At 32.9% G+C, this 18,137-nt stretch carries 17 protein-coding genes and 1 riboswitch; of the genes, 11 read left to right on the forward strand and 6 right to left on the reverse strand.

What is annotated here, in order from left to right; translation table 11 throughout:
- The first annotated feature begins 72 nt into the window (after nt 1-72).
- The 3 genes from folK to gluQRS all read left to right on the forward strand — a co-directional run bounded on the left by folK (nt 73) and on the right by gluQRS (nt 2,072).
- On the forward strand, nt 73-558 hold the full coding sequence (gene folK, locus A9G17_RS05910; RefSeq protein ID WP_065737914.1) for a 2-amino-4-hydroxy-6-hydroxymethyldihydropteridine diphosphokinase: 486 nt from the start codon (nt 73-75) through the stop codon (nt 556-558).
- Between the two features lie 136 nt (nt 559-694).
- Nucleotides 695-1,150: an RNA polymerase-binding protein DksA gene (gene dksA / locus A9G17_RS05915; protein ID WP_065604032.1), complete on the forward strand. Its 456-nt coding sequence runs from the start codon at nt 695-697 to the stop codon at nt 1,148-1,150.
- A 34-nt stretch (nt 1,151-1,184) separates the two neighbouring features.
- The gene (gene gluQRS / locus A9G17_RS05920; RefSeq protein WP_065737915.1) at nt 1,185-2,072 is read left to right on the forward strand and encodes a tRNA glutamyl-Q(34) synthetase GluQRS; all 888 of its coding nucleotides are present in this window, start codon (nt 1,185-1,187) and stop codon (nt 2,070-2,072) included.
- On the opposite strand, the gene moaA is transcribed toward gluQRS, so the two are convergent.
- Nucleotides 2,055-3,029, reverse strand: a complete 975-nt coding sequence (moaA, locus tag A9G17_RS05925; RefSeq protein ID WP_065737916.1) for a GTP 3',8-cyclase MoaA — start codon at nt 3,027-3,029, stop codon at nt 2,055-2,057. The genes gluQRS and moaA overlap by 18 nt on opposite strands.
- Nucleotides 3,028-3,153, reverse strand: a riboswitch (molybdenum cofactor riboswitch). It overlaps the preceding gene by 2 nt.
- Before the next feature lie 539 nt (nt 3,154-3,692).
- On the opposite strand from moaA, the gene ppnN reads away from it, so the two are divergent.
- A complete protein-coding gene (ppnN, locus tag A9G17_RS05935) occupies nt 3,693-5,069 on the forward strand; it encodes a nucleotide 5'-monophosphate nucleosidase PpnN (protein ID WP_065737918.1) in 1,377 nt (458 codons plus the stop codon).
- A 76-nt stretch (nt 5,070-5,145) separates the two neighbouring features.
- On the opposite strand, the gene radA is transcribed toward ppnN, so the two are convergent.
- Together radA and serB are read right to left on the reverse strand one after the other, a co-directional pair.
- Nucleotides 5,146-6,522: a DNA repair protein RadA gene (radA, locus tag A9G17_RS05940; RefSeq protein ID WP_065737919.1), complete on the reverse strand. Its 1,377-nt coding sequence runs from the start codon at nt 6,520-6,522 to the stop codon at nt 5,146-5,148.
- A 9-nt stretch (nt 6,523-6,531) separates the two neighbouring features.
- Complete coding sequence (serB, locus tag A9G17_RS05945) at nt 6,532-7,506, reverse strand: phosphoserine phosphatase (RefSeq protein ID WP_065737920.1); 975 nt, start codon at nt 7,504-7,506, stop codon at nt 6,532-6,534.
- 640 nt (nt 7,507-8,146) lie between these two features.
- On the opposite strand from serB, the gene A9G17_RS12945 reads away from it, so the two are divergent.
- The 4 genes from A9G17_RS12945 to A9G17_RS05970 all read left to right on the forward strand — a co-directional run bounded on the left by A9G17_RS12945 (nt 8,147) and on the right by A9G17_RS05970 (nt 10,954).
- Nucleotides 8,147-8,344 (forward strand): hypothetical protein, encoded by a 198-nt coding sequence (locus tag A9G17_RS12945; protein WP_141677566.1) that lies wholly within the window; start codon nt 8,147-8,149, stop codon nt 8,342-8,344.
- A gap of 155 nt (nt 8,345-8,499) precedes the next feature.
- Nucleotides 8,500-9,081 (forward strand): hypothetical protein, encoded by a 582-nt coding sequence (locus A9G17_RS05955; RefSeq protein ID WP_141677567.1) that lies wholly within the window; start codon nt 8,500-8,502, stop codon nt 9,079-9,081.
- A gap of 255 nt (nt 9,082-9,336) precedes the next feature.
- Nucleotides 9,337-9,918: a hypothetical protein gene (locus A9G17_RS05965; protein WP_141677568.1), complete on the forward strand. Its 582-nt coding sequence runs from the start codon at nt 9,337-9,339 to the stop codon at nt 9,916-9,918.
- A gap of 310 nt (nt 9,919-10,228) precedes the next feature.
- A complete protein-coding gene (locus A9G17_RS05970; protein ID WP_065737925.1) occupies nt 10,229-10,954 on the forward strand; it encodes a hypothetical protein in 726 nt (241 codons plus the stop codon).
- A 529-nt stretch (nt 10,955-11,483) separates the two neighbouring features.
- On the opposite strand, the gene A9G17_RS05975 is transcribed toward A9G17_RS05970, so the two are convergent.
- The gene (locus tag A9G17_RS05975) at nt 11,484-11,825 is read right to left on the reverse strand and encodes a winged helix-turn-helix transcriptional regulator (protein ID WP_065737926.1); all 342 of its coding nucleotides are present in this window, start codon (nt 11,823-11,825) and stop codon (nt 11,484-11,486) included.
- Between the two features lie 122 nt (nt 11,826-11,947).
- Here A9G17_RS05975 and A9G17_RS05980 point away from each other — a divergent pair, with 122 nt between their 5' ends.
- Nucleotides 11,948-12,490: an NAD(P)H-dependent oxidoreductase gene (locus tag A9G17_RS05980; protein WP_065737927.1), complete on the forward strand. Its 543-nt coding sequence runs from the start codon at nt 11,948-11,950 to the stop codon at nt 12,488-12,490.
- Nucleotides 12,491-12,543: 53 nt separating this feature from the next.
- Here the strand turns inward: A9G17_RS05980 and rsmB are convergent, their stop codons facing one another.
- Together rsmB and A9G17_RS05990 are read right to left on the reverse strand one after the other, a co-directional pair.
- Nucleotides 12,544-13,836: a 16S rRNA (cytosine(967)-C(5))-methyltransferase RsmB gene (rsmB, locus tag A9G17_RS05985; RefSeq protein ID WP_065737928.1), complete on the reverse strand. Its 1,293-nt coding sequence runs from the start codon at nt 13,834-13,836 to the stop codon at nt 12,544-12,546.
- Between the two features lie 35 nt (nt 13,837-13,871).
- Complete coding sequence (locus A9G17_RS05990) at nt 13,872-15,215, reverse strand: Na+/H+ antiporter family protein (protein ID WP_081300929.1); 1,344 nt, start codon at nt 15,213-15,215, stop codon at nt 13,872-13,874.
- An 833-nt stretch (nt 15,216-16,048) separates the two neighbouring features.
- Here A9G17_RS05990 and A9G17_RS05995 point away from each other — a divergent pair.
- Together A9G17_RS05995 and aroD are read left to right on the forward strand one after the other, a co-directional pair.
- Entirely contained in the window at nt 16,049-16,921 is an 873-nt protein-coding gene (locus A9G17_RS05995; RefSeq protein ID WP_065737929.1) for a shikimate dehydrogenase, read from the forward strand.
- Nucleotides 16,922-17,028: 107 nt separating this feature from the next.
- The gene (gene aroD / locus A9G17_RS06000) at nt 17,029-17,793 is read left to right on the forward strand and encodes a type I 3-dehydroquinate dehydratase (protein WP_065737930.1); all 765 of its coding nucleotides are present in this window, start codon (nt 17,029-17,031) and stop codon (nt 17,791-17,793) included.
- Nucleotides 17,794-18,137 lie beyond the last annotated feature (344 nt).

An 18,137-nucleotide genomic window follows, 5' to 3' on the forward strand; every position in this document is an offset into this window, starting at 1 on the left:
TTTTACTTTTAACTTATATGCTAAAATATGAGCATACCATTACATTTAACATCACAAAAAATTTAATCCACTATGTCAATTTGTTATATCGCTTTAGGTAGCAATTTGGATGATCCATTTGCACAAGCCAATCAAGCTATTACCGCATTAAAACAATTACCTGATACTCATATTTTAGCTGTTTCACCATTTTACCGTAGCAAACCATTAGGCCCTAAAGACCAAAATGACTATCTCAATGCAGTTATTAAACTGTCCACAAATTTGCCACCAATAGCTTTACTTGATGAACTGCAAGCAATCGAGAAATCGCAAGGGCGCGTTCGTAAAGACAACCGCTGGGGAGCAAGAACCTTGGATTTGGATATTTTATTGTATGATGATTTAATAATGGATAGTGATCGATTAACAATTCCTCATTACCATATGAAAAATAGAGAATTTGTTCTTTATCCACTGTTTGATGTCGCACCAGATTTAATTTTACCTGATAACGATAAACTGCTCGAGTTAGTGGTTAAATGTCCTCTCAATGGCTTAATAAAGTGGAATAATTAATTATTTTGTTTAATAACATGGGGTTGTTTTATTTTTCTCTTATTTAACGCAAAAAAAAATTAAAAAAAATTTGCCAAAGGCTAAATTATTGCTATAGTTTACCGCCTGCAAATAATCTGTACATAAGGGGATTGTTTTGAAAAAGGAACAAAAAGTAAATACCTCTTCGCTTAGCCTGCTTTCAATTGCAGGACTTGAGCCTTATAAAGAGGCAAAAGGTGAGGAGTATATGAATCCTAACCAATTGAAACATTTTAAACTTATCTTAGAAGCATGGCTTTCACAATTACAAGGTGAAATGGGTAAAACTGTTTCTCACATGCAAGATGAGGCTGCAAATTTTCCAGATCCAGCTGACCGAGCAACTCAAGAAGAGGAGTTCAGTCTTGAGTTACGTGCTCGCGATAGAGAACGTCGACTCATTAAGAAAATTGAAAAAACATTAAAGAAAATCGAAATAGATGATTTTGGTTTTTGTGAATCTTGTGGCGTTGAAATTGGTATTCGCCGTTTAGAAGCACGCCCAACGGCTGATTTATGCATCGATTGTAAAACATTAGCTGAACTTCGTGAAAAACAAATGGGTATATAATTCCATTTAATCAACTTGTTTACTTAATACGTCCATGCAATATATTGGTCGTTTTGCCCCCTCACCTTCGGGACCATTACATTTTGGTTCGTTGGTGACGGCTTTAGGTAGCTACTTACAGGCCAAATCCTGTTTTGGTAAGTGGCTTGTTCGCATTGAAGATATCGACCCACCTAGAGAAGTTAAAGGGGCATCATCTCTCATTCTAAAAACGCTTGAAACTCTTCATTTATATTGGGATGATGAGATTTTATATCAATCAAACTGTAGTGAGCGTTATCAAGCTGTCCTGCAATCGCTACTCAATAAACAACAAGCATATTATTGTAATTGCACAAGGCAACGAATTCACAATTTAGCAAATAGAATTTATGACGGTTTTTGCCGTAATCGACTATTGTCAGTTAAAGATAAAGATCAATTGGCTATTCGTATAAAACAAAATCATCCAGTTTTAACTTTTACTGACAAAATCCGAGGCGAACAAACTGCCCAACTAGCAGATGCCTTAGAAGATTTTATTATTCATCGCAAAGATGGTTTATTTGCTTATAATCTAGTGGTCGTACTTGATGATCATGAGCAAGGCATTACAGAAATAGTACGGGGCGCGGATCTTTTACCCGTCACAACCAAACAAATTTCACTTTATCAGCTATTTGATTTTAGTGTACCGACGTACTGCCATTTACCATTAGCTTTAGATAAGAATGGTCATAAGCTTTCAAAACAAAATCATGCCCGCCCTATCGATTTAAACAACCTTAAAGCGTTAACAGTTCAAGCTTTGCAATTTTTAGGGCAAAAAGTGCCAAAAGATTGGCAAGATGCAACCCAACAACAACTTTTAGATTGGGCAATACAACATTGGCAGATCACAAATGTCCCTAAACAAAATACCCAATTAGCCACCGATATATGATAAATTTGGTGTGATGCCAACCTGATGATCATGTAGCAAATGCTTTTCTGGTTTGATCATTAATGAAGCAAAAATTCTGGTTTTTAATTGTGTTTTTTGCTCAGGGCTTACCAACAAATCACGTAAATCAACGGCTGCATCACCAAACAGGCAATAGTGTAATTTACCAACCGATGAAACTCGCAATCGATTACAACTTTTACAAAAATCTTTGGAATACGGCATAATTAACCCAATTTTACCTTGGTAATCGTTATGTACATATACTTTGGCAGGTCCTGACAATGGCATTTTGGGCTGTAACTGCCAACCTTGAGCAATGAGCTGTGATTCAATTATGCTACCTGCGGTATGATATCGTTTAAACACATCATTACTATCACCTGTTTCCATCAACTCAATAAAGCGCAACTCTACTGGACGATGTTTAATCCACAACAAGTAATCATCAAGATTATCATTCATATTTTTCATCAGAACGGTATTAATTTTGACCTTTTTTATACCAACTTCCAATGATTTTTCAACACATTGCATTAGCTCTTTGAGTTTATCTTGGCCGGTAATTAATTTGAATAAATGTGGAGATAGACTATCAATACTGATGTTAATCGCATTCAGTCCAGCTTGTTGCCAATGTGCAATATTTTTTAATAAACGCGATCCGTTGGTGGTAATTGCCAGTTCTTTAACACGAGAATAAGAGGAAATAATTGACAAAATATCAACAAAATCGCGTCGTAATGTGGGTTCTCCACCAGTTAAACGAATTTTATGCACACCAAGTTCAGTGAACGTAGATACAACATTATCAATTTCATTAAGCGAAAGAAACGTATGATTTTTATTAGGTCGATAACCATTTGGTAAACAATACTGACACTGAAAATTACACAGCTCAGTAATCGATAAACGCAAATATTGAAATCGCCGTTGATAATTATCAACTAATTGCATATATATACTTTAAACACCTTATCCAAGTCGGGAAGCATAGCCATTTCTGCGCTATACTGCGGCTAATTGACCATATGAGTAACATTATCACTTAGGTAAAATAGCTTCAGAGTTTGGTTAAGTCTAGCACAGTCTTAATTTATTGACTATGAGCAATTATTTAATATCATCATAATAAAAATCAATTTGTTTTTTACTTTCTTATTAATATGATCACCTTTTTTAAAGATAATTTGTCTAAACAGTCCGTCTACTAAATGATTACCGATAAAACAGCAAAAGTATTTCTCTTTTAAAAAAGGTCTTTTACCCAAAAAACACAGAGAAAAAGCAAAAATTGGGGGACAACAATAAAAGTCCTTTTTCATCAATTTCTACCTTTCTTAGCTGACTGGCCATCCACCTAAATAATCAAAAATCAGTTTTCATTGATAACATCATTACTTAATAACTAAAATTGAAATAATTTTATACTGCGTTTACCTTTAAATCATTGTTAAATATCATATTGAAAAAATTGGATAAAAGAAGAACAATTGTATTTTTTCATTTGGTATTAATTAAGTTATTTATAAATTAAGCTATTATCAGCTTTACTTATTCTTTATTCTGTTTGAATATATAATGATTTTTTGCCGATAAAACCGTCAAATGGAGGTTGTAATGATTACCCACATTAGCCCATTAGGATCAATGGACTTACTTGCTCAAGCTGAAGTCGATATTTTAAAAAAATCAGCCAATAGTGATCTTTATCAGTTGTTTAGAAACTGTTCTTTAGCAACACTCAATGCTGGCAGCAAAACCGATAATACTAAAGATCTGTTAGATAGATTCCAATCTTTTGAAATTAATGTTATTAGTAAAGAACGAGGGGTTAAGTTAGAGCTTATTAATGCCCCCGAAAGTGCATTTGTTGATAAACGAATTATTCGCTCAATTCAAGCTAATCTATTTGCGGTTTTACGTGATATTCTTTTTTTAAATAGCCAAATAATGGCAATAAAACATTTGGTTCCTAATGATAAACTTGAAAAAGAACATTCCTATTACATCACCAATCTTGTTTTTTCTATTTTACGTAATGCTAATGCACTCCATGTTGGTGAGGAACCGAATCTCATTGTTTGTTGGGGTGGACATTCAATTAATGAAAACGAATATTATTATGCTCGTCAAGTTGGTATGCAACTTGGGTTACGTGAACTCAATATTTGTACGGGATGTGGTCCAGGTATTATGGAAGCACCAATGAAAGGTGCGGCTGTTGGTCATGCACAACAGCGTTATAAAGATAGTCGATTTATTGGTATGACCGAACCATCTATTATCGCCGCTGAGCCACCAAATGCTTTAGTCAATGAACTGATTATTATGCCGGATATTGAAAAACGTCTTGAAGCTTTTGTACGAATGGCGCACGGTATTATTATATTTCCAGGAGGACCGGGAACGGCTGAAGAGTTACTTTATATTCTTGGTATCATGTTGAACCCAGCCAATAAAAACCAAACTCTTCCACTGATTTTAACTGGTCCTAAAGAGTGTGAAAGCTATTTTGCTGCCATTGATGATTTTATACGTAATACATTAGGTGAAGAAGCAACCAAGCTTTATCAAATAGTGATCGACTCACCTGAACAAGTTGCTCGTATTATGAAAGATGGCGTAAAACATGTAAAATCTTCGCGCTTAAAAACGGGTGATGCCTATGGTTTTAACTGGCTATTGAAAATTGATGAATCCCTACAACGTCCTTTTGAACCACTGCATGAAAACATGGCTGCATTAAATCTGCATAGAAATCAACCTGTCGAATTACTCGCGGCGGATTTACGCCGAGCGTTTTCGGGCATTGTTGCTGGCAATGTAAAAGAATTCGGGATGAAACAAATAGCCGAACATGGTCGATATAAATTACAAGGTGATCCTGAAATTATGAAACAACTCGATAATTTATTAAGAAGCTTTGTAAAACAAGATCGTATGAAACTGCCGGGAGGAACCGCTTACCAACCATGTTATGAGATTTGTTATTAACAGAAAGTCAAAACACATCTTTTATAATATTCCGCCGAAAATAAAATCGGCGGAAAAATCTTTATTAAACGTAACGTTAAAAGTCATTCAAAATATCTAAAGCTTCTGACACTTTCTTCACTGCAAAAATCTGCATATTGTCAGGTTTCTTTTTCGGCATATTGGCAATCGGCACAATCGCTTTTTTAAAGCCATGTTTAGCGGCCTCAGAAATTCTCTCTTGCCCACTTGGTACTGGGCGAATTTCACCACCTAAGCCAATTTCACCAAAAATCACGACATCTTGCGGTAAAGGACGATTACGAAAACTTGATACTAATGCAGCAATCAAGGCTAAATCAGCACTAGTTTCGGTAACTTTTACACCCCCGACAACATTAACAAAGATATCTTGATCGGCCATTTGTAACCCACCATGACGATGCAAGACAGCCAATAATAACGCTAATCTATTTTGGTCAAGTCCAACGGTAACACGTCTAGGATTACCATATATAGAGTGATCAACTAAAGCTTGAATCTCAACCAACAGTGGGCGCGTGCCTTCCCAAAGTACCATAACAGAACTGCCAGGCAACATCTCATCACCGCGACTTAAGAATATCGCCGATGGATTACTGACCTCTTTTAAACCTTGTTCTGTCATGGCAAATACACCCAGTTCATTTACTGCACCAAAACGGTTTTTATGGCTACGTAGTGTTCTAAAACGAGAATCGGCATCGCCATCTAATAAAATAGAACAGTCAATACAGTGCTCAAGAACTTTTGGACCTGCTAGTGAGCCATCTTTAGTCACATGTCCAACCATAATAATGGCAATCCCTTTCGTTTTGGCAAAGCGTGTTAAATAGGCTGCCGTTTCTCGCACTTGCGCAACACTACCTGGTGAAGATTGAATATCGGCAAGGTGCATCACTTGAATAGAGTCAATAACCATAAGCTTAGGTTGCGACTGTTCAGCCAACAGACAAATTTGTTCAATACTGGTTTCAGATAACATATTAATATTATCGGTTGGTAAACCTAAACGATGTGCACGCATAGCAACTTGTTGTAGTGATTCTTCACCTGTTACATACAAGGTATTCATTTGGGCTGATAGTTTACTCATGGTTTGTAGCAATAAAGTACTTTTACCAGCACCAGGGTTACCACCAATTAATATGGCACTACCCGGTACAACTCCGCCACCTAATACGCGATCGAATTCAGAAAATCCAGTTGAAAATCTTGGTAAGGCTTCTAAACTTATTTCTGATAGCTTTTGAATTTTAGCTTGACCTGCCCCACCCGCATAACCTGTTAATCTGTCATTACGTGATGAAGTACTGGCTAACCTAACTTCAGTAATCGTGTTCCAAGCGTGACACGCACTACATTGCCCCTGCCAACGCGGATAATCTGCGCCACAATCATTGCACACATAAGCACGTTTAACGGATTTTGCCAAATTATTCTCCTAACCTTCACTTAATAAACTGGTGGATAAAATACACCATAAACCAGTTAAATCTGCATAATTAATACTAATTCTCGCCTTTTCAACAACTTTGGGTTTACCATGATAAGCCACCCCAAGACCTGCAATGCGGATCATCATTAAATCATTTGCCCCATCGCCAATTGCTACGGTTTGCTCGATTGGAATATCAAGCGAGGCAGCTAATTGCTGCAATGTTCTTGCTTTGTATTTAGCATCAACAATATCACCAATTACTTTGCCGGTTAATTTTTCATTTTTAATTTCTAATTGATTTGCATAAACATTAACTAATTTTAATTTTTGTTTGAGATGATCTGCAAAATAGGTAAAGCCCCCAGAGGCAATGGCAACATGCCAATTTTTTTTGTATAACTCACGAACTAAATAAGTTAGACCTGGCGTAAGTGGTAGTTTATCTTTCACTTCTTGTAAGATGTTTTGATGAGCACCTTTTAATGTTGCAACTCTTTTACGTAAACTCGTTGAAAAATCTAGCTCTCCGCGCATAGCTTGTTCAGTAACGGCAGCAACTTGCTCCCCAACCCCATGCAATTTGGCTAATTCATCAATGCATTCAATACCGATTGCAGTTGAATCCATATCCATGACAAGTAAACCAGGAGAATGCAACGTTGGTAAATTATCAATGGGTGCAACATCAATACCTAAAGTAAGTGAAATAGATTTAGCTTTTTTAGGCATCACTCCAGCGATTCGAACAATTTGATAGGTTTTAATTTTCCAAGATGACACAATCACCATTGGCATAGCCAGTTTATTTTGAAATGTTGATAATATTGTTTTATTTAATTTCTTTCCATAAATAATCCAACCGGTTTTACCTGCATTGTAATCAAGTGGAACAACCTCACAGCCATTTAAAGAAAGTGGTAATCCTTGCCAATCTTGAATATTCTCAGGTAAATCATTATAGGTGAGTGTATAAGCCATATCAGAAAATCATTATAACGTAAAACGAAGCCAAAATTTAACATATCTATAAAAGATTGTCCAAATTGGGATTTCGCTTATCTTACATTCAACGTTTAAATACAAATATCAATACAAACAAAATTTGAAACGGTATAGACTCCTGAATATTTTTTACAAAAAAATCTATTATAATTATATTTTAAGTCAATCTAAACCTGACTATTCAATCACATCTCAATTTTAACCAACTCCTTTCAATAATTCTTTAGATATCCCTATTTTTATCATGAATAGATGACTATTTTTGTCAAAAAGTTTCAGGTTATGCATACGTTTCAGTAAAAAATTAATTTTTAAAGATAATGATTGAATATCAATTTATACAAAATCCGTAACGTATAAATTCTATTCAACCTTTTTTGCTGCCGCTTGGAAATCAATTTTTAACTGGTATTGCGTTAATTTATTACTGTCATTAATAATTTATCTATCTAATTTAAATTAAAAAATTTTTCAAAAAAAGATTGCAAATTATGCGGATTGTTGAGTTAACTGAAGTGATTAGGGATGGTAAACCCACCATTCCTTTACCAAAGGAAAACACAAAAATTTGGTTTGATTGCCTTGAAAGAATTTCTCGAGAAAAAAATACAATAAAATGGTTGTATTAGATACACCATTATTACTTAATATTAATAATGGAGTATTTAAAAAGTTGAGTCATCGAGAAGTGGTTAAAGATGGTATATTATGGCTTTTTATAGAGCATACTCTTGATAAAAATAATGTTCCTATCCGTGGTTGGTTAGTCATAAATAGTGAAAGCGTAAAAAGTGAGTTGTTGGGATTAATTTGATTTTAAGCGGATGGAGATAACAAATGCTAACATGTTGATAATGTAACAAAAAAATCAATGCGGGGACTAAATCTAAAGCCCAACGACGAGCAAATTTTGAGAAAATAAATAAAGCAAAAGTTTTTAATTCTGTTTCTTTCAAATAAGGAGTAGCAATGAGATATAAAATAGTACTGTTTATGTTATTAAGTTTAATTTTTACCATGTCAAATGCTTATTCAGATGAATATTTTGAATTAGGTAGCATTCCAGAAGAATATCGATTTCCTAAATATAATAATATTGCCCATCCTCCAATTAATGTTGAATATAAAGGCCATAAAGGAACAGCGATATTTCTTAGTAATACTTTTGAAGACGGAAGGCGTAATTTAGAGGTGTATTTTTTAACAAATAATAATAAAGAATTGAATAAAGCGTACGAACTTTATACATATCAATATGGTGATGAAGAACTAGTAAGCGCTTTTGAGTATGTTGATAAAAAAACAGGTGACAAATATATTTATATGTTGCTTAAAGATACTATAACACCAAACAAATTGTACAGTTATAGCATTACTGAATTACCTTTATATATAGAAGATGATGGTATATTAAGAGCGTTGTTTTTTATAGGGGATAATAACAGTTTATCAAAAATTACTTGTATTGATAATGTTGAAACCGATGAACGTTGTGAATTTTCAACGAAAGAGGGATTGATAAAATATCTTAATAATTCATATAAATTTTAGCTATTGAATGGTGAAAATAAAATTAACCGAGAAAAGAATAGCGAAATTTGGAGCAATTACTTTTCTAGGTAATAACTTATTTAATAGCACAGTCAAATCATTGTTGGCATATCATCATGAACAAAATTGGATGATAACAACACTCAATCTCGATACAAATAGGTCAAGGATGAAAACAGAATATAAAATTGTTGGTTAGGAAAACTAAATAGAGCAAAAATTTTTAATTCTGTTTCTTTCAAATAAGGAGTAGCAATGAGATATAAAATAGTACTGTTTATGTTATTAAGTTTAATTTTTAACATGCCAAATGCTTATTCAGATGAATATTTTGAATTAGATAGCATTCCAGAAGAATATCGATTTCCTAAATATAATAATATTGCCCATCCTCCAATTAATGTTGAATATAAAGGCCATAAAGGAACAGCGATGTTTCTTAGTAATACTTTTGAAGACGGAAGGCGTAATTTAGAGGTGTATTTTTTAACAAATAATAATAAAGAATTGAATAAAGCGTACGAACTTTATACATATCAATATGGTAATCGGGAGCTAGTAAGCGCTTTTGAATATGCTGATAAAAAAACAGGTGACAAATATATTTATATGTTACTTAAAGATACTTTAACGCCAAACAAATCGTACAGTTATCGCATTACTGAATTACCTTTATATATAGAAGATGATGGTATATTAAGAGCGTTATTTTTTATAGGGGATGATAACAGTTTATCGAAAATTCCTTGTATTGATGATTTTGAAACCGATAGACGTTGTGAATTTTCAACGAAAGAGGGGTTGATAAAATATCTTGATAGAGAGAAAAAATGGTAAAAAGTATTGAAGTAATAATTTTATTTAGCGATGAGGCACCATTCATTACATCAATTAGCTAATTAATATTATAAAATAATGTGTTAGCTATTAATGAATGGTAAACATAAAATTAACTAAGAAAAGAATACCGAAACATGGTCTAATTACTTTTTGCAGATAATAACTTGTCGATTATGAAATAATGAGCTTAAAGATATTCCTGGTTTATTTAGATCGATGAAAGGATTATGGGTAAATCAAGAAAATAAAAAGGGATTATTAAAAGAAGAGAAGATGAAGCTAAATTTTTCGAAAAAGGATTATAGTAATGAAGAAAGTTCTACTATTTATATTAATATTTATGAGTAACAATGTTTTTAGTGATGTTAGTCCAATAGATAGCATGTTCATTGATATGGATAATAATATAAAATATAATTCAGTTATAATAGATAAATTATCTCAAATTCTTTTAAAAAAAAATATTGATATTTTTCAGGAGGAATGGGAAAGTGAGTTGTATAAAAAATGTAAATGGGTAAGCGCTAATCTTGATGTTTACCGCTTTGGTCAGGAGGATAAATTCAGTTATCCATCATGTTTACTTAGCGAACAAAATTCTTTTATTAATGAATTAATTTTATTGATATATCATAAGAAGATACCAGTAAATATTGAATTACAACAATACATCACTGAAATTCCAGAGCAAAAACAGCATAATATCTATTTCAATCTATTAACAGAGAAATATGCTTCAAAATTTTGCAACACGTTTTATACTTCAACAGATATTAATAATTGTATAAATCGTTTCCTTTTAACTCAATATCTGCCCGAAGAATATGGATTTAAGCTTAAAGTGGATAAGAGTTATCTATATGATTCTCCAAATTTAAATAATAAAACAAAAATATATTTAATTAGGGAGGATAAAATCGAATTATTAAATTATAAAAATAATTTTTATGAGATCGAATATACAACAAAAAAAAATAAGATAATTAAAAAATGGCTTCACTGTTCTGCTATTGATGCTTGTATTTCTGATTAATAAAATAAATCTTAAACGACAAGAGAAACATTTAAAATAAATGTTTTTCTTGCAAATCCTAATTTAGTTGTTGCTGAAAATTATTTATTATCATCAAACGGTTATCTATGGATAAACCGTAAGTTATATAAAAAGTAGATGAAGTAAACTAAGTCGAAAATGTTAATAAGATAATACAAATAATTAATAAGAAAGCTGATAATTATACTGAACGACGAGCAATTTTTCAGAAAATAAATAGAGCAAAAATTTTTAATTCTGTTTCTTTTAAATAAGGAGTTGCAATGAGATGTAAAATAGTACTGTTTTTTTGTTATTAAGTTTAATTTTTACCATGCAAAAAGCTTATTCAGATGAATATTTTGAATTAGATAGCATTCCAGAAGAGTATCGATTTCCTAAATATAATAATATTGGTCATACTTAAATTAATATTAACTATATAAGAATTATCACAAAAAATTAATTTTATATTCAAACATCGATCTTCGAAAAAGCTTTAAACATATACTGATATAATCATTTAACACTATACAGTTAATCCCCACAAACAAAGTTGTTCTAATGCAGGACCAATTCGTTCACCGAGTGACGTTAATTTATATAACACTTTTAACGGAGGCTTATCGCCAAAAACTGTGCGAGTAATTAAACCATCATCTTCAAGTTTTTTTAGTTGAATACTTAAGGTCATATCGGTAATTTCAGGGATCACTATTTTTAGTTCGCTAAATCTTTTTTCTCCAGAAAGTAAATAGTAAAGTATTACACCTTTCCATTTTCCACCAACTAAATCCATTGCTAGACTGATAGGACAATAATACGTTTTATTTTTATAAATTTTTGAAAGTCTTTGTTTGTCTTGTTCCATTTAACTTACCTAACTATTTTTTTATAACTATCTAATTTGATAGATATTGCCATAACGTCATTAAGGAATAAACTAATTATAGTAACTCAAATTTTTATAGCATAAATTAAAAAGGAATTATCATGACATTAATCGTGTTAGGTCATCCCAATATTGAACAATCTATTGCCAACAAAACCATCATAGAATCATTGCAAGAACATATTACTGATTTAGAAATTCGTAATATTCACCAGCTTTATCCAGATTACAAAATAAATGTACAAGAAGAACAAGCCGCTTTACTTAGACATGATCTTATCGTACTACAATACCCTATGTATTGGTTTAATATGCCAGCAATACTTAAATTATGGTTTGATGAGGTATTAACCTACCAATTTGCTTATGGCTCGCAGGGAGACAAATTAAAAGATAAAAAGTTATTACAAAGCTTAACAGTAGGACAAGTAGAGGAGAATTACCAAAAATATAGCTCTGAATTAATAACTAATTTACTTGAATCCGTTAAAGTTTCAGCACTCTACACACAAATGAAATATCTTCCTCCAATACTTTTATATGGTGTATCACCTGTTATTGAAGGAGAAAAAGCGACGATAAAAGCAAAAGCATCACAGCACAGTAAGCAATTAGCTCAATTGATTAAAAATTACAGTAAGTAGAGCAACGATAATGGGTTAATCATTTTTAATAGAGCATGACATTTTTAAATGTACTAATTACTCTTTTTTAAAACAGCATAGAAAAAACCATCACCACCTTGTGCGGTTGGTAAAAATTGTTTCATGTCACCCACGAGTTGAGCATTGCTGTTTTCTTTTAAAAAACGCTCAATTTGAAATTTGTTTTCATCGGGTAAGATTGAACAGGTGGCATAAACTAAAGTGCCATCTGCTTTTAAATATGACCAAATATTAGTTAAAATAGCGTGTTGTAACTCAGTTAATTGCGCAATATCGCTATCACGACGTAACCACTTAATATCAGGATGACGACGAATCACGCCGGTTGCCGAGCATGGTGAATCAAGTAAAATTCGGTCAAACTGTCTGCCTGAGCACCATTTTTCAGGAGTAAGCCCATCACCTACTTTAACTTCTGCTACTTGTTTTAAGCGAGCCAGATTTTCTTCAATACGTTTGGCACGACTCGCATCAACATCTACCGCTAATAAATTCGCTTTCGGAGCAATTTCTAAAATATGGGTTGTTTTACCACCTGGAGCGGCACACATATCCAAAATTTGCTCACCATTTTTTGGTGCTAGTAAATATGCAGCATACTGTGCTGATAGATCCTGTACAGTAACCGCTCCCTCAGCAAAATAAGGTAATTTCGTTACATTCACTGGTGACAATAACCGGATTGCACAAGGCAAATCAGCAAAAGCTTCTGACTCAATTTGCTGTTCAGCCAATAATTGTTGGTACTCACTGACAGAATAGTGATTAAGATTAACTCGTAACCACATTGGTGGTTTTTGATTATTTGCATTAATAATATTTTGCCATTGCTGTGGATAAGCTAGCTTAAGACGGTTAAGTAACCAACTTGGGTGCAAGGTTTGACTTGTCTGTTGTTTCTTATCCTGTATAAATTTTTGCTGTAATGATGCCTGTTGGCGTAAAAATTCACGCAATACACCATTTACTACCCCTTTGAGCGCTGACTTTTTTAACTCATTTACTGCATTAACCGTTTCGCCTACTGCAGCATGCTCAGGTATTCGGGTATATAAAATTTGGTAAATACCCACTAACAATAAATAGTGAAGAACTCGATTTTTGCCAGTAAGTACTTTACTCATCAAAGTATGAATATAAAAGTTAAGTTCAGGCAAAACTCGCATCACACCAAAACAGATCTCTTGTACTAATGCGCGATCTTTTTCCGCTATTTTATGGCTCGATAACGTTAAGGCCGTACTTAGCGATTGCCCATCTTCAAGTACATTAAAAATCGCTTGCGCACAAATAGCTCGAATATTTGAGTGTAACTTTTTATTCATAACTAATAATGACCTTAACTCATCTACCTAAATGATTATAAAATTAATGATCCAACCCAACCCGCAATAAATAATGGAATATTAAAGTGGGTGAATGTTGGAATAACACTATCACGGATATGATCATGCTGACCATCGCTATTTAAACCTGCTGATGTTGCTAAAATGGTATCGGAAGGTGGAGAACCCGCATCACCAATCGCTCCAGATGCGCCGATCAAACACACAGTAGCAATAGGAGAAAAACCAAGTTGCACACAAAGCGGTACATAAATAGCGGCAATAATTGGTACAGTTGAAAACGAAGAGCCAATACCTAAGGTAATAACCAGTCCAACGAGCATCATCATAAATGAAGCAATAACTTTATTGCCTGCAAACAACTCAGCACTATTGATAACTAAAGGTTCAATTTCGTGAGTCTGTTTTAAAACTTCGGCAAAGCCTTGAGCTGAAATCATCACAAAACCAATCATTGCCATCATTTTGATGCCATCGGTAAATACGCCGTCTGCTTCACCCCATTTAATAGAGCCTGATACAATAAAGCAAATAAAACCAACTAATGCGCCTAAAATCATTGATCCTGTGTAAAGTTGAATCGTGAACGATAAAACAATCGCTAATAACGAAACAATAAGTGAACGCTTATTCACATTGTTTAGTGCGTCTAAATTGGTTTCTTCACGAATGATTTTATATTCTCTTGGTTTGCGGTAACTGACAAAAATAGCCCATAATAAGCCAACAAACATGCCCAATGCTGGAATCGCCATCGCATGCATGACATTAACATGACTGACATCCATACCCGATGAAATAATATTTTTTAATAATATTTGATTTAAAAAGATATTACCAAAACCAACTGGTAAGAACATATAAGGTGTAATAAGACCAAAGGTCATAATACAAGCAATCATTCTTCTATCTAATTGCAACCGCGACATTACATATAAAAGTGGCGGAATTAAGAGAGGAATAAAAGCGATATGTATAGGAATAATGTTTTGTGACGAAATACTAACTAGTGCAATAATGATAATTAATAACCATTTAATACGCTTTTTGGCACTACTGGTTGTAAGCTGTTTTATCGCCTTGTCTGCTAATAATTCAGGTAAGCCTGATTTTGAGATCGCCACAGCAAAAGCGCCGAGCATAGCATAAGAAAGCGCAATATTGGCACCATTACTAATACCAGTATTAAAGGCATCGATCGTTTCTTTCAACGATAAATGGCTAAATAATCCACCGACAAATGCACCAATAATTAAGCTGATTACCACATGAACACGGCAAAGAGACAAAATTAACATACAAATTACCGCGACCACAACTGCATTTATGGACGAGAACAAATCAAGCACTGTATTCATAAGAAGATTCTGGGTTAAGAAGCAAAGTTTAACATTTTAGGCTATAGATATGGAAAGTGCAATTGATAGCGTAATACATAGATTGTAAATAACGTTAACGCAAAACATGTTGACTTTTGAACAAATTTGCAACATTTCTAAAAATATTTTAATTAAAAATAAAATCAACATATTGTCTTATATTTGTGCAACATCCCTTTTAATCTACTGATTTTTATTTTTTTGATATAGATCCCATTTTAATAAAAATTCCTTTTTTAATTTACTAAGTGAACATTATCACTTTAATTTAAACAATAAATATTTATACAAATATCATGACAAATCATACTTAGGCTAATTTAAAAATTACATAGAATTTATATTTTATATGAATTAAATTTTTAATTAAGAAGAAAGATATGCCAAATATTAATACCAGTAATGAACAACTGAAAGAAGCATACCACCATAATTGAGGCATGATAACCAATTTACTTAATCTTCATCATGACGCAAACTCACCTAAAAACATAAAAAAATCATTATCAATGATATATGCAACGTTACCATGACATAAAAAAATAAAAGATAGAAAAGAATGACTTTACCAAGCACGTAATTATCATTTATTAATGGGGTTTATAAAAATTGATCTTGTGTCATTATTAAAACCATTATTTAAATAACTAGTTAAATTGAATGTTGTAATGATGAACTATCCCTGTCAAAATCACTCATTAAACGCGCTATAATGTATATTGAAAATATTTGCGCATGACTTACACAATTTGTATAAAAATATCTATTTTATAAAACGTTGCGTATCAATAAGGTTATTTTGGAGAATTTCAATGAGAGATAATATCGACGGTCATTTTTTATTAATCGGATTAATGGCCTACCCAATCCGCCACAGTTTATCGCCACAAATGCAAAATACAATCTATTCTAAATTGAATGTACCTTATGTATATTTAGCTTTCGAAGTAGATCAAGAAAAATTACCCGACGCAATAAAAGGTTTACGAGCATTAGGGCTGCGTGGAAGTGCCGTTTCGATGCCGAATAAGCAATTGGTTTGCCAATATTTAGATAAATTAACCCCAGCGGTCGAAATGAGCGGCGCTTGTAACACAATTTCAAATGACAATGGCGTGCTAACAGGTTACAACACCGATGGTATAGGCTATATGCGTATGCTCAAAGAGGCTGGCGTTGAGGTTATTGGTAAAAAAATGACAATTATGGGGGCGGGCGGTGCGGCAACAGCGATTGTTGTACAAGCGGCATTAGATGGTGTAAAAGAGATTGCCATATTTAACCAAAAAGACGAGTGTTACCAAAAAATCGAAGCAGTAGCAAAAAAATTAAACAAAAATACTCAATGTAAAGTTTATGTGACGGATCTTGATGATAAAGAGCAATTACGTAAAGAGATTGCCGAAAGTGTCGTACTTTGTAATGCTACTGGCGTAGGTATGAAACCATTAGAAGGCCAAAGTTTAATAACCGATCCAACGATGCTAAGAGCTGATCTTGTGGTAACTGATTGTATTTATAGTCCTAGAAAAACAAAATTACTTGAAATAGCAGAGCAACAAGGTTGTAAGATACTAAATGGTATTGGCATGATGCTATGGCAAGGTGCTGCACAAATTAAAATTTGGACTGGCGAAGAAGCTCCGATTGAATATGTAAAAGAAAAAATGGGATTTAATGATTAATAGATAATTAAACTTGTTTTTTAGACTTAAATACCACTACCATAATTGGTGATAAAATTTATTTAACTAGTTTGAATTAATATGATTTTTTACTAACAGGATATAAAATGAAAACCATTAATATTAAAGGACTTGAAATAGGTTCAGGCGCACCTAAAATTATCGTTCCTGTTGTCGGTAAAACCGAAGCAGAACTACTTGACGAAATAAAGTTTTTACAATCAATCGATTTTGATGTTTTAGAGTGGCGTGTTGATCACTTTACTCAAGTTGACGATATCAATGCTGTAAAACAAGCAGCAAAACAAATTCGAGAATTTTTACCTAATAAGCCGATCTTATTTACTTTCAGAACCGCAAACGAAGGTGGCGTGAAACCTTGGCCATTAACCTCATATATAGAGTTAAATAAACAAATGGTGCATAGTGGTTTAATCGATCTTATTGATGTTGAGGTGTTTATTGGTGATGATTATGTAAAAGAGATGATTCATGTTGCCCATAAGCAAAATGTTTTTGTAGTAGCATCCAATCACGATTTTGACAAAACACCTCCTAAAAGCGATATCATCTACCGATTACGAAAAATGCAAGATTTAGGTGCTGACATTCCAAAAATTGCAGTTATGCCAAAAACAACGGATGATGTTTTAACATTACTTGCTGCAACAACCGAAATGAACGAAAACTACGCTGAAAAACCTATTATTACTATGTCGATGGCGGGTCTTGGCGCTATCAGTCGCTTGGCTGGAATAACCTTTGGATCTTCAATGACATTTGGTGCAGCTAAAAATGCATCAGCGCCAGGTCAATTAGATGTTAAAGAGTTACGATATATTTTAGATGTCTTGTATAAAAGTAAAGCTTAATAAAAGTTTGTAATTCAATCTAATCAATAAAAAATACTGGTTAAGTAAACATCATTACGAATACAATAAATCGTCATATTTATAAGGCAAAGTGAGTTTGGTTTAGATAATGATTTATGCCTAGTTACATGGGTAGTTGAATTTAATATTGTTCAATATTTTTTCTGAAAAGAATACTAAAGAGATTTGTAGAGTTGAGATTAATAATCCTTTACAATAAGCTTATATTTTGTTAAAAATTAATTACATTCAGTAAATTGCATGGTCTGAATAATGTGCAAAATTACTAACAATTAATTAATAAAAAGTATATACTTATGCAATCTTTTTATTTTAAAAAAAAC

Origin of the sequence: Gilliamella sp. wkB7, from assembly GCF_001693435.1 — a bacterium.
Classification (GTDB): Bacteria; Pseudomonadota; Gammaproteobacteria; order Enterobacterales; family Orbaceae; genus Gilliamella; species Gilliamella apicola_N.

Bases quoted from the DNA above. Each gene is read 5' to 3' on its own strand.
- folK (WP_065737914.1), top strand. From the start codon at position 73: ATGTCAATTTGTTATATCGCTTTAGGTAGCAATTTGGATGATCCATTT.
- gluQRS (WP_065737915.1), top strand. From the start codon at position 1,185: ATGCAATATATTGGTCGTTTTGCCCCCTCACCTTCGGGACCATTACAT.
- moaA (WP_065737916.1), bottom strand. From the start codon at position 3,029: ATGCAATTAGTTGATAATTATCAACGGCGATTTCAATATTTGCGTTTA.
- ppnN (WP_065737918.1), top strand. From the start codon at position 3,693: ATGATTACCCACATTAGCCCATTAGGATCAATGGACTTACTTGCTCAA.
- serB (WP_065737920.1), bottom strand. From the start codon at position 7,506: ATGGCTTATACACTCACCTATAATGATTTACCTGAGAATATTCAAGAT.
- A9G17_RS12945 (WP_141677566.1), top strand. From the start codon at position 8,147: ATGGTTGTATTAGATACACCATTATTACTTAATATTAATAATGGAGTA.
- A9G17_RS05955 (WP_141677567.1), top strand. From the start codon at position 8,500: ATGAGATATAAAATAGTACTGTTTATGTTATTAAGTTTAATTTTTACC.
- A9G17_RS05965 (WP_141677568.1), top strand. From the start codon at position 9,337: ATGAGATATAAAATAGTACTGTTTATGTTATTAAGTTTAATTTTTAAC.
- A9G17_RS05970 (WP_065737925.1), top strand. From the start codon at position 10,229: ATGAAGAAAGTTCTACTATTTATATTAATATTTATGAGTAACAATGTT.
- A9G17_RS05975 (WP_065737926.1), bottom strand. From the start codon at position 11,825: ATGGAACAAGACAAACAAAGACTTTCAAAAATTTATAAAAATAAAACG.
- A9G17_RS05980 (WP_065737927.1), top strand. From the start codon at position 11,948: ATGACATTAATCGTGTTAGGTCATCCCAATATTGAACAATCTATTGCC.
- rsmB (WP_065737928.1), bottom strand. From the start codon at position 13,836: ATGAATAAAAAGTTACACTCAAATATTCGAGCTATTTGTGCGCAAGCG.
- A9G17_RS05990 (WP_081300929.1), bottom strand. From the start codon at position 15,215: ATGAATACAGTGCTTGATTTGTTCTCGTCCATAAATGCAGTTGTGGTC.
- A9G17_RS05995 (WP_065737929.1), top strand. From the start codon at position 16,049: ATGAGAGATAATATCGACGGTCATTTTTTATTAATCGGATTAATGGCC.
- aroD (WP_065737930.1), top strand. From the start codon at position 17,029: ATGAAAACCATTAATATTAAAGGACTTGAAATAGGTTCAGGCGCACCT.